General features: G+C 69.6%; 13 protein-coding genes. 9 read left to right on the top strand and 4 right to left on the bottom strand.

What is annotated here, in order from left to right; all coding sequences use genetic code 11:
* Nucleotides 1-121 precede the first annotated feature (121 nt).
* The 6 genes from ACEU5R_RS30640 (at nt 122) to ACEU5R_RS30615 (ending at nt 6,379) form a co-directional block, all read left to right on the top strand.
* Nucleotides 122-1,102: a helix-turn-helix transcriptional regulator gene (locus ACEU5R_RS30640; protein ID WP_392413572.1), complete on the top strand. Its 981-nt coding sequence runs from the start codon at nt 122-124 to the stop codon at nt 1,100-1,102.
* Between the two features lie 122 nt (nt 1,103-1,224).
* Nucleotides 1,225-1,521: a hypothetical protein gene (locus ACEU5R_RS30635; RefSeq protein WP_392413570.1), complete on the top strand. Its 297-nt coding sequence runs from the start codon at nt 1,225-1,227 to the stop codon at nt 1,519-1,521.
* Between the two features lie 37 nt (nt 1,522-1,558).
* Complete coding sequence (locus ACEU5R_RS30630) at nt 1,559-3,802, top strand: N,N-dimethylformamidase beta subunit family domain-containing protein (RefSeq protein WP_392413569.1); 2,244 nt, start codon at nt 1,559-1,561, stop codon at nt 3,800-3,802.
* Between the two features lie 88 nt (nt 3,803-3,890).
* Nucleotides 3,891-4,154 (top strand): hypothetical protein, encoded by a 264-nt coding sequence (locus ACEU5R_RS30625; protein WP_392413567.1) that lies wholly within the window; start codon nt 3,891-3,893, stop codon nt 4,152-4,154.
* Nucleotides 4,155-4,163: 9 nt separating this feature from the next.
* Nucleotides 4,164-5,693, top strand: a complete 1,530-nt coding sequence (locus tag ACEU5R_RS30620) for a sodium:solute symporter family protein (protein ID WP_392413565.1) — start codon at nt 4,164-4,166, stop codon at nt 5,691-5,693.
* 155 nt (nt 5,694-5,848) lie between these two features.
* Nucleotides 5,849-6,379 (top strand): DedA family protein, encoded by a 531-nt coding sequence (locus ACEU5R_RS30615; protein WP_103274672.1) that lies wholly within the window; start codon nt 5,849-5,851, stop codon nt 6,377-6,379.
* 43 nt (nt 6,380-6,422) lie between these two features.
* Here the strand turns inward: ACEU5R_RS30615 and ACEU5R_RS30610 are convergent, their stop codons facing one another.
* Complete coding sequence (locus ACEU5R_RS30610) at nt 6,423-6,935, bottom strand: GNAT family N-acetyltransferase (RefSeq protein ID WP_392413563.1); 513 nt, start codon at nt 6,933-6,935, stop codon at nt 6,423-6,425.
* 106 nt (nt 6,936-7,041) lie between these two features.
* On the bottom strand, nt 7,042-7,920 hold the full coding sequence (locus ACEU5R_RS30605; protein ID WP_392413561.1) for a LysR substrate-binding domain-containing protein: 879 nt from the start codon (nt 7,918-7,920) through the stop codon (nt 7,042-7,044).
* A gap of 129 nt (nt 7,921-8,049) precedes the next feature.
* On the opposite strand from ACEU5R_RS30605, the gene trpB reads away from it, so the two are divergent.
* The gene (gene trpB / locus ACEU5R_RS30600) at nt 8,050-9,267 is read left to right on the top strand and encodes a tryptophan synthase subunit beta (RefSeq protein WP_103274670.1); all 1,218 of its coding nucleotides are present in this window, start codon (nt 8,050-8,052) and stop codon (nt 9,265-9,267) included.
* Nucleotides 9,254-10,039 carry a tryptophan synthase subunit alpha gene (gene trpA / locus ACEU5R_RS30595; RefSeq protein ID WP_392413558.1) on the top strand — a complete coding sequence of 262 codons (786 nt, stop codon included), beginning with the start codon at nt 9,254-9,256 and terminating at the stop codon, nt 10,037-10,039. Before trpB ends, trpA begins: the two co-directional genes overlap by 14 nt.
* A 39-nt stretch (nt 10,040-10,078) precedes the next feature.
* On the opposite strand, the gene ACEU5R_RS30590 is transcribed toward trpA, so the two are convergent.
* Nucleotides 10,079-11,590, bottom strand: a complete 1,512-nt coding sequence (locus ACEU5R_RS30590) for an amino acid permease (protein WP_103274668.1) — start codon at nt 11,588-11,590, stop codon at nt 10,079-10,081.
* Between the two features lie 248 nt (nt 11,591-11,838).
* On the opposite strand from ACEU5R_RS30590, the gene ypfH reads away from it, so the two are divergent.
* Nucleotides 11,839-12,543 (top strand): esterase, encoded by a 705-nt coding sequence (ypfH, locus tag ACEU5R_RS30585; RefSeq protein WP_392413556.1) that lies wholly within the window; start codon nt 11,839-11,841, stop codon nt 12,541-12,543.
* 39 nt (nt 12,544-12,582) lie between these two features.
* Here ypfH and ACEU5R_RS30580 read toward each other — a convergent pair whose 3' ends face one another.
* A complete protein-coding gene (locus ACEU5R_RS30580; RefSeq protein WP_158658433.1) occupies nt 12,583-13,290 on the bottom strand; it encodes a Crp/Fnr family transcriptional regulator in 708 nt (235 codons plus the stop codon).
* Between the last annotated feature and the right edge of the window lie 123 nt (nt 13,291-13,413).

Genomic DNA, 13,413 nt, shown 5'->3' with positions numbered 1-13,413 from the left:
CCCCCCCCCCCCCCCCCCCCCCCCCCCCCCCCCCCCCCCCCCCCCCCCCCCCCCCCCCCCCCCCCCCCCCCCCCCCCCCGCGCGCAGTCGCGGTTCCATAAAACCATACAGGGGAAGCATCATGGCTCACGTGCACAGCACGGTAGGCGTGGATTCGTCGCGCCAATTGCTGAAGTGGCAGCAGATCATGGGCGACGTGTACTACCGCGTCGATATCGTGGGCGACCGCAAGCACGGCATCCGCGGCACACTGGCCGAACAGGCGCTGGGTCGGGTCAGCCTGACGCGCTTCGACTCCGACCGGCAGCGCGTGCTGCGGACGCGGGCCCATATCGCCAGCGATGGCGAAGACAGCTACGTGCTGGTCTTTCCCGAGACCGGGCCGTTGTACTTCGAGCACCAGGGGCGCAACGGCTATGTGCAGGCCGGCGGCTACGTCATGGTGCGCAGCAGCGAATACTACGAGCTGTCCTGCGCCGACAATTTTCGCAACACCACCATCCGCATTCCGGCCCAGGCGCTGGAAAGCGAGTATCCGCGCGCCTGGACGCATTGCGCCCGGGCGCCGCGCGGCCCGGGCGAATTCGCCGGCGTGGTCCGTGGTTTCGCGCAGTCGGCGTGGCGGCTGAACGACGCGTCGCGCCAGCGGCTCGGACCGGCGCTGGCCTCCGAGGTGGCGCGGCTGGTGGCGATCCTGCTGCGCGGCGAGGAGGAAGAAGGCGACGAGGCCGGCGCGGCGGAAGGCGGCCGGCGCGGGACGGACTGGCTGTACCGGGAGATCGTCAGCCGGATCCGGGGCTGCGACGCAGAGACGCCGCTGAATGCCGCGCAGGTGGCGCAGCAGCTGCGCATCTCGCCGGGGTACGTGCACCGCATCCTGGCGCGGCACGCCACCAGTTTCGGCGAACAGCTGCGCGAGGCGCACTTGCAGCAGGCCTACGAGATGCTGGCCGACGCCCGCTTGAACCACCTGACGATCAAGGAAGTGATGTACCGCGCCGGATTCAGCAATTTCTCCCACTTCTGTTATGCGTTCAGGCAGCGCTTCGGCTGTACCGCCGGCGAGCTGCGCCAGCGCGGGGCCGCGCCCGCCGTCTCCTGACACGCAGTGATGCCCGGCGGTCCGCCCGCCGCCGGACAAACAAACCGTGCACTCCCACGACATTCCCGCCGGGCGGGGGTTGATATCTTGGCCGCAAGCGATTTCAACCCAAGGGGAACACGATGACACCGCACTCCGATCCCGGGCTGGCCGAGGAATTCCGCGCCCGGCCCTGCGGCCCGCACAGCGAGCCGCTCAAGCGCCTGCTGGAACGCTTTCGCGGCGCGGCCGTGGCGCACAAGCATGTGCTGGTCGAACTGTCGCACTACGGCCCCTGGCAGGTCGCCCGCCTCGGCGCGACCCGCGATGACCCTGTCGAGCTCATCGCGGGCGCGGTCTTCGACCGCATCGAGGACGCCGAATGGTTCGTCTTCAAGGCCCGCTGGGAACAACACTTCGGGCAGGCGTTGCAAGACTGACGGCGCGGGCAATGAGCGCAAGCATGGGAGACAGGCAATGAACAGCAGCATTACCGGCTATAGCGACAAGATCAGCGTGGCGGGCGGCGAGACGATCGCCTTCAAGGTGAGCGCGCGGCCCGCCCGGCCGTATGAGGCGCGGCTCGTGCGTATCATCCACGGCGACATGAATCCGGCGGGGCCCGGCTACAAGGAAGCGCACGTGCCCAGCAGCATCGAGGGGCGCCATGATGGACGGGAGCAGCGGATCCACTGCGGCTCCTGGGCCTGTGTCGACGGCAACCGTCACTTCGCGCGGCTGCGTTCGATGACGCTGCAGGCCATCGTCTGGCCGACGCGGCCGGGCGGTCGGGCGCAGACCATCATGAGCCTGTGGAATCCCGACGCCGGCCAGGGCGTGCGGCTGGATATCAATGCCCGGGGCGAGCTGGAGGCGGTGCTGGCACAAGGCGGGCGGACCGAGACCGTGGCCAGCGGCAAGCCCATGCTGGCGCGCGAGTGGTATTCGGTGGCCTTGTCGATCGACGCGCAAGAGGGCGTGCTCACCTTGCATCAGGTGCCGCACCGCGTCTACGCCCGCGTTGACGACCGCGTCCGCGTGCAGCAGCGGCGGACGGCGCCGGCGCTGGATGGGCAGACCCTGCTGGCCTTCGCCGCGACGCCCGCGCCGGCAGGCGGCCGCATCATCGGCACGGCGCTGATGAACGGCAAGATCGACCGTCCCCGGCTGAGCGCCCGCGCGCTGGACGAGGCAGAGATCCGCGCGCTGGAAGATCCGTCGTTCCAGGGCATGCGCACGGCCGGCGTGGTGGGGGTGTGGGATTTCTCGCGCCGGATGGAATCCGAGTCGATCGAGGACATCAGCGGCAACCAACTGCACGGCCGCACGCTCAACCTGCCGGTGCGCGCGATGAAGGGCGCCAACTGGACCGGCGAGGAAATGAACTGGCGCCACGCCCCCCGGCAGTACGGGGCGATGCACTTTCACGACGACAGCGTCCACGACGCCGGCTGGGAGACCGATTTCTCGCTGACCGTGCCGGCATCGCTGCGGTCCGGCCTGTACGCGGCCCATCTGCGCTGCGGCGACGACGAGGAGTTCATCCCCTTCGTGGTCCGCGCCACGCCGGGCCAGACCAGCAACCGCATCGCCTACCTGGTGCCCACCGCCAGCTACATGGCCTATGCCAACGAGCACATGCCCACCGACGCGCCGCTGGCGCAGCTGTTGACCGACCAGGTGGCGGTGCTGCGCAAGAACGACGTGTTCCTCAGCGAGCACCGCGAATACGGCAACTCCTGTTACGACGTGCACAGCGACGGCGCGGGCGTTTGCTACACCTCGCGGCTGCGGCCCATCCTGAACATGCGGCCGAAGTACCGCTCCTGGCTGGGCGGACGCGGTTCCGCGCTGTGGCAATTCAACGCCGACACGCATGTCACGGACTGGCTGGAGGCGCAGGGTTACGGCTACGACTGCCTGTCGGACGAAGACCTGCATTACCAGGGCGAGGCGGCGCTGGGCGATTACGACGTGCTGGTCACCAGCAGCCATTCCGAGTACTGGTCCAAGGAAATGTGGGACGCGGTGGACGCATTTCGCGGTCGGGGCGGGCGCATCATCTCGATGGGCGGCAACACCTGGTACTGGCGCGTGGCCTTCAATCCCTCGGTGCCGGGCGTGATGGAGGTGCGCCGCAACGAGGACGGCACCCGCGCCTGGGCGGCCGAACCGGGCGAGTACTACCACAGCTTCACCGGCGAGTACGGCGGTCTCTGGCGGCGCCAGGGACGGCCGCCGCAGATGATCGCCGGCAACGGCTTCATCGCCCAGGGCTTCGATGATTCCTCGTACTACCTGCGCCAGGAAGGCAGCTTCGATCCGCGCGCCCGCTTCATCTTCGAGGGCATCGCGGACGACGAGCGCATCGGCGACTTCGGGCTGGTCGGCAACGGCGCGGCCGGGCTGGAGCTGGATCATGTCGATCGCCTGCTGGGCAGCCCGCCGAACACGCTGGTGCTGGCGTCCTCGACCGGCCATTCCGACATCTATCAGGTGGTGGCCGAGGAAATCCTCATCAACTACCCAGGCACCGGCGGCACCGTCAGTCCGCTGGTGAAGGCGGACCTGGTCTTCTACGAGACGGCGGCCGGCGGGGCGGTGTTCTCGACCGGGTCCATCGCCTGGGCCGGCAGCCTGTCGCACAACGGCTACGACAACAACGTGTCCCGGATCATGCGCAACGTCCTGAACCGCTTCCTGGACCCCGAGCCCTTCTAGCCCCGGGCCGTCCCTTCCATTTTCCTTTCCATCGCGCCGCCCGCGGGACCGTCCCTCGGGCGGCGCAGCCGGCGCGCCGGAGGCCGCAATGAAAGACCTGATCATCAAACTGCCGGCGCGGGCCAAGTCCGCCATCGTCGGCCTATGGCTGGGAGGCTGCCTGCTGCTGGCGGTGTTCCCGCCGTTCTACCTGGCCGCGGGCGGCCAGCGCGCGCTGGTGCTGGGCATGCCGCTGGCGATCGCCTACTGGCTGATCGACGCCGTGCTGCTGGTGGTCGGCATTGCCTTGCTGATGCGCGTGGAGCGCCTGCGCGGCGAGTTCGGCGACGAGCTGGACAACGAACATTCCTGAGAGAACGCCATGAACGGATCCCCCCTGATCACCTTCGGCATGCTGTTCGGATTCATGGCGTTGATCGTCGTGATCCTCTATGCCACCAAGCGCAGCAGCGGCACCTTCACCGACTACGCGGTGGGCGGCCGGTCCTTTTCCGCCTGGTTCATCGCCATGTCGTACACCAACTCATGGTGGCCCGGCGCCACCTACACGGCCTTCTTCGGCCTGAGCGCCGGCGCGGGCGTGCTGGGCCTTTATGCGCTGGCCTACTCGCTGCTGGGCGTGACCGCCATGTACCTGATGGCGGAACGGGCCTGGGTCTGGGGCAAGCGCTTCGACCTGCGCACCCAGTGCGACATGCTGGGCATGCGCTTCGATTCGAAGGCGGTGCGCGTGATCGCCAGCCTGATCGGCATCATCTGCCTGTTTCCCTGGCTGGTCCTGGGCATCCAGGCCATGGCTGTGCTGTTCCATTTCGCCAGCTTCGGCGCCTGGAGCGTGGGCGCCAGCCTGATCGCGGGCGTGGCCCTGATCGGCGTGCGGCAGATCTGGACGGTGCAGATGGGCATGCGCGGCCTGGTCATCACCGACCTGGCGCAGGGCATCGTGGCCTATGGCGGCAGCGCGCTGCTGTGCCTGGGCCTGCTCTGGTTCAGCCGCGAGGCGTCCTACGCGAATCTGGCGACGCTGCCGTCCGAGCTGCTGCGCCTGCCGGGGCAGGGCGGCCAGTACGGCATCTGGTACGTGTCCAGCCTGATCCTGACGGGCGTGATCGGCTCGCTGTGCTGGCCGACCAGCTACCAGCGCATCTACACCGCCAGCGGCGTGGGCGCGGTGAAGAAGGGCACGGTGCAGACCATGATCGTGGCCGGCGGCTTCTACGCGCTGCTGACGCTGGTGGCGCTGGCCGCCAGCGGCCTGGACGTGGTCAGCGCCAAGCCGCAGGACGGCTGGTTCACGCTGCTGTACCACGTGGGCGGCGAATGGATGCTGGGCCTGGCCATCGTCATCGTGCTGGCCGCCAGCATGGGCTGGGTGGACGGCTGCGTGCAGGTCTGCGGGGCGCAGATCGCCAATGACATCGTGCAGGTGGTGTCGCCGCGCACGGACCGGCAGATGACCATCATCGCCAAGGCCTCGATGGCGGTGTTCATGCTGGGCGCTTCGGTGGTGGCCTTCCTGACCTACGATTTCCCACGGCTGCAACTGCTGGCGCAGATGTCCTACCAAGGCATCGTGCAGCTGGCGGTGCCGCTGTTCCTGGGCATGTTCTGGCGCGGCGGCAACCGCATCGGCGCCTTGCTGTCGATGGGCTGCGGCTTCACGCTGGCGGCGGTGCTGACCTGGTTCTATCCCGACGACATGCCGGGGTTGGGCAGCCTGACCTCGGGCGTGCTGGCGCTGGGCGTCAACCTGTTGCTGTACCTGGGCTGCCATGTCTGCTTCGGCCAATCGGAGCAGGAGCGCGAGCGGGTCCGGCGTCTGTTCGACGCGGGGCGCGCCAAGGCAGACGCGCCGGCGGGGCTGCCAACGGCGCGTCCGGTCCGGGCCTGAACGGACGGGCCGCGTCCGCGTGGCCCCGTGTGTGGGCCGGGCGTGTGGAACGGACGCAGGGCGACGGGCGCGGCGGTCGGCCCCGGCTGGGCAGGCGCCCGAGCCTGCGTGCTAAGGTGGGCGCTTTTCCAGACCTGCCGCGCTCCCGTTCCACGATGCCCGATTTCTTCGGCAACCTCATCGACCAGATCCTGGGCTTTGCCCGCGCCCACGAGCAATGGCTGCCGGCCATCGGCTTCGCTTTCGCCTTCGTGAAGTCACTGCCGCTGGTGGCGCTGTTCGTGCCGGGCACGGCGCTACTGCTGTCGATCGGGGCCGTGCTGGGGTCGGGCGCGGGGCAGTTCGCGCCCGTCTGGCTGGCCATCGCGATCGGCGCCGCGCTGGGCGACTGGGTCGCTTATGCGCTGGGCGTGAAGGTCGGGCCGGCGCTGCTGCAATGGGCGCCGCTGCGGCGCCGGCCGCGCCAGGTGCTGCGCGCGGCGGCTTTCATCAAGCGCTGGGGCGTGCTGAGCATCGTGCTGTGCCGCTTCTTCGGGCCCTTGCGCGCCACGGTGCCGACGCTGGCCGGCATTTTCGAGATGCGGCGCGGGCCGTTCCAGGCGGCCAACTGGGCCTCGGCTTTCCTGTGGGCGGCGGCCCTGCTGGCGCCGGGCTGGGCGGGCGTGGGCTGGTTCATGGGCCGCTAGCGCCAGGGCAGGCGAGTGGGCAGGCCAGCGGCCCGCCCGGCATTCAACGCGGGTCGGCGTCGCGCAACCTGGCCATGGCGTAGGCGTTGACATGGCGGCCGTCGCGCACCGCGTAGTCGCGCAGTTCGCCTTCGACCGCGAAGCCGTGCTTGCGGTACAGGGCGATGGCGGGTTCGTTGTCGGTATAGACCATCAGTTCCACCCGGCGCAGGTTCATCCAGTTGTCGGCCACGTCCAGCAGCGCGCCAAGCAGGCGGCCGCCGATGCCCTGGCCGTGCCAGCCCTTCGCGACCGCGATGCCGACGCTGCCGCAATGGCTGCGCCGGACGCGTTCGAATTGCTCCAGGCTGGCGTATCCCGCCACCTCGCCCTGCACCGTGGCGACCAGGCCGACGCGCCTTTCGCTGTCCTGTTCCATGCGCTTGCGCCATCGTTCCAGCGACGGGTAGGGCAATTGCAGGACCTGGCGCGCGACGTCCGGATCGCCATGCAGCGCGGTGATGCCCGGGACGTGTTGTTCGCAGGCGCGTTCGATCAGGACGGAGGCGGGGGCCATGGAGGTGTTGTGGAAATTGATGAAGTTCGCAGTATAGATTCGCGCCAGCGGCATACCTGGGCGCGGCCGTCGGCGGCGTTGTTCGCGCCTGTTCGGCCGCCCGCGTTCACACCGCCGCCGCGTCGGCCAGCAGCCAGTCGCGCAGCCGCGCCAGCGCGGGGGGCGCGCCATCCTGCGCCTTCAGCGTGCACAGGCTGAAGGCGGCGCAGCTATCGACGAAGCCCAGCGGCGCGGCCAGACGGCCGCGATGCAGCTCGGCCTCAACCAGCACGGCCGGCGCGATGGCCACGCCCAGGCCGGCGGCAGCCGCTTCCAGCATGTGCCCCAGATGATCGAATTCGCGGCCGGGATGACGCGGGGCCAGCTTCACGCCGACGCGGCCGGCCCAGTCCTGCCAGGCCTCGGGCCGCGAGCTGGTGTGCAGCAGAGGTGCGTCCAGCACGTCGGCCGGACGCGACAGGCGGGCGGCCCAGGCTGGCGCGCAGACCGGGCCGGTGGCCTCGGCCAGCAGCGGCGTCACGGCCCACTCGCGCGGCCAATCGCGGCCGGCCAGGATCAGCGCGTCGACGCGCCGGGTGTTCAGCAGGGCGGCGTCCGCCGCGGTCTGCAGGCGGATGCGGATGTCGGGATGCGCGGCCTCGAAACGCTCCAGCCGGGGGATGAGCCAGTTGGACAGGAAACTGGCCGGCGCGCCCACGGCCAGCTCGGAAGGCTGGGTGCTGCGCCTGAGCGCGTCGCAGCGGCGCTCCAGCAGGTCGAAGGCGTCCTCGGCCGCGCGCTGCAGGTCCAGGCCGGCGGCGGTCAGCTGGACGCCGCCGGCGCGGCGCTCGAACAGCGGGCAGTCGAACCATTGCTCCAGCTGCCGGATCTGTTGGCTGACGGCGCTGTGCGTCACGCACAGTTCCTTGGCGGCCAGGCTGAAGCTCAGCTGGCGGGCGGCGCTGTCGAAGAAGCGCAGCGCGTTCAGGGAGGGCAGGCGTCTCATGATCAGATTGTTAGTTCAGCTAACAGTTATGATAAACAAATCATTGATTTAAAACTGGTTTGATGAAAGCTAGCATAAACGGAAATCCCGGCTCGTCCGAGCCAGCACCGCAAATGGAATCCGTGACTCATGCAGCCAGCTTCCCATCCGGACATTCCCGACCGCCATGGCCAATTCGGGCCTTATGGCGGGCGCTACATGCCCGAAACCCTCATCCCCGCCCTCGATGAACTGGAACGCGCCTTCCGCGCGCTGCGCGAGGATCCGGACTTCTGGCGGTCCTTCCGCGCCATGCTGGCCGATTACGTGGGCCGGCCCAGCCCGTTGTTTCTGGCCGAGGGCATTTCCGACGAGCTGGGCGGGGCGCGCATCTACCTGAAGCGCGAGGACCTGAACCACACCGGCGCCCACAAGATCAACAACTGCCTGGGCCAGATCCTGCTGGCGCGCCGCATGGGCAAGCGCCGCATCATCGCCGAGACCGGCGCGGGCCAGCATGGCGTGGCCACCGCGACGGTGTGCGCGCTGTACGGCCTGCAATGCGTGGTCTACATGGGCGCGCAGGACATGGCGCGCCAGTCCGTCAATGTGCGCCGCATGCGCATGCTGGGCGCGCAGGTGCGCGCCGTCCATACCGGCACCGCGACGCTGAAGGATGCGATGAACGAGGCGCTGCGCGACTGGATCGCCAACGTCGCCGACACCTACTATCTGCTGGGCACCGGCGCGGGCCCGCATCCCTATCCCTGGCTGGTGCGCGAGTTCCAGCGCGTGATCGGCGACGAGACGCGCGAGCAGATCCTGGCCCGGACCGGGCGCCTGCCGGATGCCATGGTCGCCTGCGTCGGCGGCGGTTCGAACGCGCTGGGCTTCTTCTATCCCTTCCTGGGCGACGCGGGCGTGCGGATGATAGGCGTGGAAGCGGGCGGGCTGGGCCTGGCCAGCGGCGCTCACGCGGCCAGCCTGGGGGCCGGCTGCCCCGGCGTGCTGCACGGCTGCCACAGCTATTACCTGCAGGACGAGGACGGCCAGATCATCAACGCGCATTCGATCTCGGCGGGCCTGGACTACCCGGGCGTGGGGCCGGAACATGCGCTGCTGCACGACCGCAAGCGCGTGGACTATGTCTCCGTGACCGACGCGCAGGCCGTGTCCGCCTTCCACTGGCTGACCCGCCGGCAGGGCATCCTGCCGGCGCTGGAAAGCGCCCATGCGCTGGCTCATGCGCGCGAACTCGCGCCCCGCATGCGGCCCGACGACATCCTGATCGTGTGCCTGAGCGGGCGCGGCGACAAGGACCTGGACACCGTTACCCAATATGACGAGGCAGCACATGAACCGGCTTGACCATACCCTCGGCGCGCTGCGCCGCGCGGGACGCAGCGGCTTGGCCGCCTATTTCGCGGCGGGCGACCCCGATCCCGAAGCGTCGCTGGCGCTGCTGCGCGGGCTGCCGGCGGCCGGCGCGGACGTGATCGAGCTGGGCATGCCGTTCAGCGATCCGGTGGCCGACGGCCCGATCCTGCAGCAGGCCAATGCGCGCGCGCTGGCTGGCGGGCAGACCTTGAAGCGCACGCTGGCCCTGGTGCGCGCCCTGCGCGAGACGGAGAGCCGGACGCCGGTGGTGCTGATGGGCTATCTCAATCCCATCCTGCGCCATGGCGTCGCGGCCTTCGCCCGGGATGCGGGCGAGGCGGGCGTGGACGGGCTGATCCTGGTCGACCTGCCGCTGGAACACGCGGGCGAGATCGACCGCCAGTTGCGCGAGCACGGGATGCACCTGATCCGCATGTCGGCGCCGACCTCCGAGGACGCCCGGCTGGCCGACACGCTGCGCGACGCGGGCGGCTTCGTCTATCACATCATGCTGGCCGGCACGACCGGGGCCGAGCTGCCGGACGAGGACCGCATCGCCCGGGCGCTGGCCAAGGTGCGCGTGCATACGGGTTTGCCGGTGGCGGCGGGTTTCGGCGTGCGCACGCCGGAGCAGGCCAGGGCGGTGGGCAGGCATGCCGACCTGGTGGCGGTCGGTTCCCGGCTGGCCGAGGTGCTGGCCGAGCGCGGCGTGCCCGGCGCGCTGGAGGAAGTGCGGCTGCTGGCCGGCGCCTTGCGGCAGTAGAAGGTGGCCCGCCCGGCATGCCGGGCGGCCGCGCACGCGTCAGGAACGCGCGGCGGGCGGCGGCGCGCCGTTGGCGTCCACGCCGTAGTAGCGCATGTCCGCGTAGGGAATCCAGCGCGACTTGCGCAGCAGCCGGTGACCGATCCAGAAGGCCAGGAACAGCGGGATCGCCAGATAGGTGGAGATCACGCCGATCCAGTCGATGCGCTGTTCCAGGAAGGCCTGGTAGTTCTGGCCCAGCGTCACCAGCAGGCACAGCACGAAGGCCAGCAGCGGGCCGAAGGGGAACAGGCCGGCCTTGTAGGGCAGGTCGGCGGTGTCGTAGCCCTGTTTCACATAGCCCTGGCGGAAGCGGTAGTGGCTGACCGCGATGCTGAGCCAGACGATGAACTCCGTCATGCCGGCGAAGTTCAGCAGCCAGATATAGACCGCCTTGGGGCTGTAGACCACGCTGAACATGCACAGGCAGGCCAGCACGGTGGTGGCCAGCAGCGCGCGCAGCGGCACGCCGCCGCGCGTCAGGCGCTTGAAGAAGGCGGGCGCCTGGCCGTCCACGGCCATGTTGAACAGCATGCGCGTGGCGGCGTACATGCCGGAGTTTCCGGCCGACAGCACCGAAGTCAGGATGACCGCGTTCATGACCGTCGCCGCCGACAGCAGGCCGGCGTGCTGGAACACCAGCGTGAACGGGCTGACGGCGATATCGCCGACCTCGTTGCGCAGCAGTTGCGGATCGGTATAGGGAATGAGCAGGCCGATGATCAGGATGGCCAGCACGTAGAACAGCAGGATGCGCCAGAACACGTGGTTGATGGCGCGCGGCACGTTGCGGCGCGGGTTTTCGGATTCGCCGGCGGCCACGCCGACCAGCTCGGTGCCCTGGAACGAATAGGCCACCACCATGGCCACGCCCACCCAGGTGGCGAAGTTGCCGACGAAGGGCGCGTCGCCCACGCTCCAGTTGACCAGGCCGATCTGGTCGCCGCTGTGGATGATGCCGACCAGCATGCCCAGGCCCACGACGATGAAGCACAGCACGGCGATGACCTTGATCAGCGCGAACCAGTATTCGGATTCGCCGAAGCCGCGCGCCGAGAAGGCGTTCAGGCCGAAGGTCAGCGCCAGGAAGGCCACGCTCCAGATCCATCCGGGCGAATCCGGGAACCAGTAGGCCATGACCAGCTGCGCCGCCACCACGTCCACGGCCACCACGGTGGCCCAGCTGAACCAGAAGGTCCAGCCCAGCGCGAAGCCGAAGCCCGGATCCACGTAGCGCGAGGCATAGGTGCAGAAGGAGCCGGACACCGGCATGAAGGTGGCCAGTTCGCCCAGGCTGGTCATGATGAAATAGACCATCAGGCCGATCACCAGGTAGACCAGCAGCGCGCCGCCGGGACCGGCCTCGGCGATCGCCGCGCCGGAGGCGATGAACAGGCCCGTGCCGATGGCGCCGCCAAGCGCGATCATGGTCAGGTGGCGCGCCTTGAGCACGCGCTGCAGCTGATTCGCGCTGCCCGCAGGGGTCCCCGAATCTGTCGTCGGTGTCGTCATTGTTGGAATGCCAGGGGTATTTGTTGCAAGGGGCCGTATGGGTGGATGCCGGACAGTGGCCGGTTCCGCCTCGCCCAGGGGGGAGCGGGAACTGTAGTCCGGGGCCTTGAAAGTCCAGGCCGCTTGGCGTCAGGGACGGGCGCCGCGCCAGGCGGCGCGGGCGCCGGGCTGGACGGCAAAGCCGGGCATTTTACAATGTCCGGAATTTCCGGGCGCGGCCGCGCGCCCACGCCCGCAGGAGCAGCATCATGGCCCATTCCCCTCAAATCGAATTTCTGCCCGAGCCGGGCGTGGACGTGCGCCAGCTGTTCATCCTGCTGCACGGGGTCGGCGGCACGCCGGACAGCCTGCTGCCGCTGGCCGAGGCGGTGCGCGCCGCCTTTCCCACGGCTGCGGTGCTGATCCCTGAAGGCTTCGAGCCCTTCGATGGCGGCGGCGCCGGCCGCCAGTGGTTCTCGGTGCGCGGCGTGACCGAGGAAAACCGCCCCGCGCGGGTGGCGGCGGCGCTGCCGGCGCTGGCCGCGTATGTGCAGCAGGCGCAGCAGCGCTTCGGCCTGCTGCAATCGGACACGGCCCTGGCCGGCTTCTCGCAGGGCGCCATCATGGCGCTGGAGCTGGTGCAGGCGCATGACGGCATGGCCGGCCGCGTGATGGCGTTCTCGGGGCGCTACGCCGAACTGCCCAGGACCGCGCCGCGCTACACCACGCTGCACCTGCTGCATGGCTCAGCCGATCCGGTCATGGACGTGGCGCTCATCCAGGCGGCGCAGACCAGGCTGGACGAGCTGCATGGCGATTCCACCATCGACGTGGCCACCGGCCTGGGGCACGAGCTGCATCCGGCGCTGATCCAGCGCGCCATCGTGCGCCTGCAGACCTGCGTGCCGCTGCGCAGCTGGGAAGCGGCGCTGGGGCTGGACCAGAGCCCGCCGGACGGCACCACCGTGCATTGAACCGGCGCGGGCCGGCCTGCCCGGGAGCCGGCCGGTCCGTCAGGGTGCGTATTCGCCGCGCACGCGCTCCGAGAAACCCTCGGCCAGCATGATCTTCTTGCCGTCCAGGTCCAGCAGCCCGTCGCGCTTGAGGCGGTTCAGCACGCGCGTGACGGTGACGCGGGACAGGTCCACCAGGCTGCCGATCTGCTCATGCGTCAGGTTGACCGTGATGGGCGCGCCCTCGGCGCAGGCGTCCTGGTGGGTCTGGCGGAACTGGTCCAGGAAGCGGATCACGCGCTGCTCGGGCGAGTCGAAGGTGGCCTGGCGCAGGCGCGCCACCATCTGGCGCTGCTTGACGCTGAGCAGGTAGATCAGGGCCAGCGCGAAATCCGGGTCCTGCCGCACCAGGTCGGGAATGCGCCCGGTCTCGAAGCGCAGCAGGGAGCTGTCCTCGATGGCGCGCGCGCTGGAGTAGCGCGGCTGCTTGAGGAAGGCGGCGGCCTCGCCGATCAGGCTGCCCGGCCCCATGATGTTGAGGATGGACTCGTGGCCGTCCTCGCTGAGCATGTGGACATGGACCTTGCCGGTCACGATCACGTAGAACAGGTCGTCGACCTGGCCCTGGTTGAAGAGGCTGGCGCCGCTGGGCAGCGTGACGGGTTGGCCCAGATGGCTCAGCGAGCGCAGGTAGGCGGCCTGTTCGCCCTGGGGCAGCCAGGTCTCGACGGCGACGTGACGCGCCGGGCCATTCGCTTGTTTGGCCACGTTTTCCCTTGGTGTGTGTCTGTCGTTCTTGTATGCCTCCGGATTATACGGTTGGCCAGCAGCGGCCCGGGGGGGGGGGGGGGGGGGGGGGGGGGGGGGGGGGGGGGGGGGGGGGGGGGGGGG

Origin of the sequence: Achromobacter sp. 413638 (assembly GCF_043119405.1) — a bacterium.
Classification (GTDB): Bacteria; Pseudomonadota; Gammaproteobacteria; order Burkholderiales; family Burkholderiaceae_B; genus Achromobacter.
Note: the sequence above shows the minus strand (reverse complement) of the source record. Positions and strands in the feature narration are given on the sequence as shown.

What these genes read in the sequence shown, in the direction of transcription:
- ACEU5R_RS30605 (WP_392413561.1), bottom strand. Translation starts at nt 7,920, where the DNA reads ATGAGACGCCTGCCCTCCCTGAACGCGCTGCGCTTCTTCGACAGCGCC.
- ACEU5R_RS30610 (WP_392413563.1), bottom strand. Translation starts at nt 6,935, where the DNA reads ATGGCCCCCGCCTCCGTCCTGATCGAACGCGCCTGCGAACAACACGTC.
- ACEU5R_RS30625 (WP_392413567.1), top strand. Translation starts at nt 3,891, where the DNA reads ATGAAAGACCTGATCATCAAACTGCCGGCGCGGGCCAAGTCCGCCATC.
- trpA (WP_392413558.1), top strand. Translation starts at nt 9,254, where the DNA reads ATGAACCGGCTTGACCATACCCTCGGCGCGCTGCGCCGCGCGGGACGC.
- ACEU5R_RS30630 (WP_392413569.1), top strand. Translation starts at nt 1,559, where the DNA reads ATGAACAGCAGCATTACCGGCTATAGCGACAAGATCAGCGTGGCGGGC.
- ACEU5R_RS30640 (WP_392413572.1), top strand. Translation starts at nt 122, where the DNA reads ATGGCTCACGTGCACAGCACGGTAGGCGTGGATTCGTCGCGCCAATTG.
- trpB (WP_103274670.1), top strand. Translation starts at nt 8,050, where the DNA reads ATGCAGCCAGCTTCCCATCCGGACATTCCCGACCGCCATGGCCAATTC.
- ACEU5R_RS30620 (WP_392413565.1), top strand. Translation starts at nt 4,164, where the DNA reads ATGAACGGATCCCCCCTGATCACCTTCGGCATGCTGTTCGGATTCATG.
- ACEU5R_RS30615 (WP_103274672.1), top strand. Translation starts at nt 5,849, where the DNA reads ATGCCCGATTTCTTCGGCAACCTCATCGACCAGATCCTGGGCTTTGCC.
- ypfH (WP_392413556.1), top strand. Translation starts at nt 11,839, where the DNA reads ATGGCCCATTCCCCTCAAATCGAATTTCTGCCCGAGCCGGGCGTGGAC.
- ACEU5R_RS30635 (WP_392413570.1), top strand. Translation starts at nt 1,225, where the DNA reads ATGACACCGCACTCCGATCCCGGGCTGGCCGAGGAATTCCGCGCCCGG.
- ACEU5R_RS30590 (WP_103274668.1), bottom strand. Translation starts at nt 11,590, where the DNA reads ATGACGACACCGACGACAGATTCGGGGACCCCTGCGGGCAGCGCGAAT.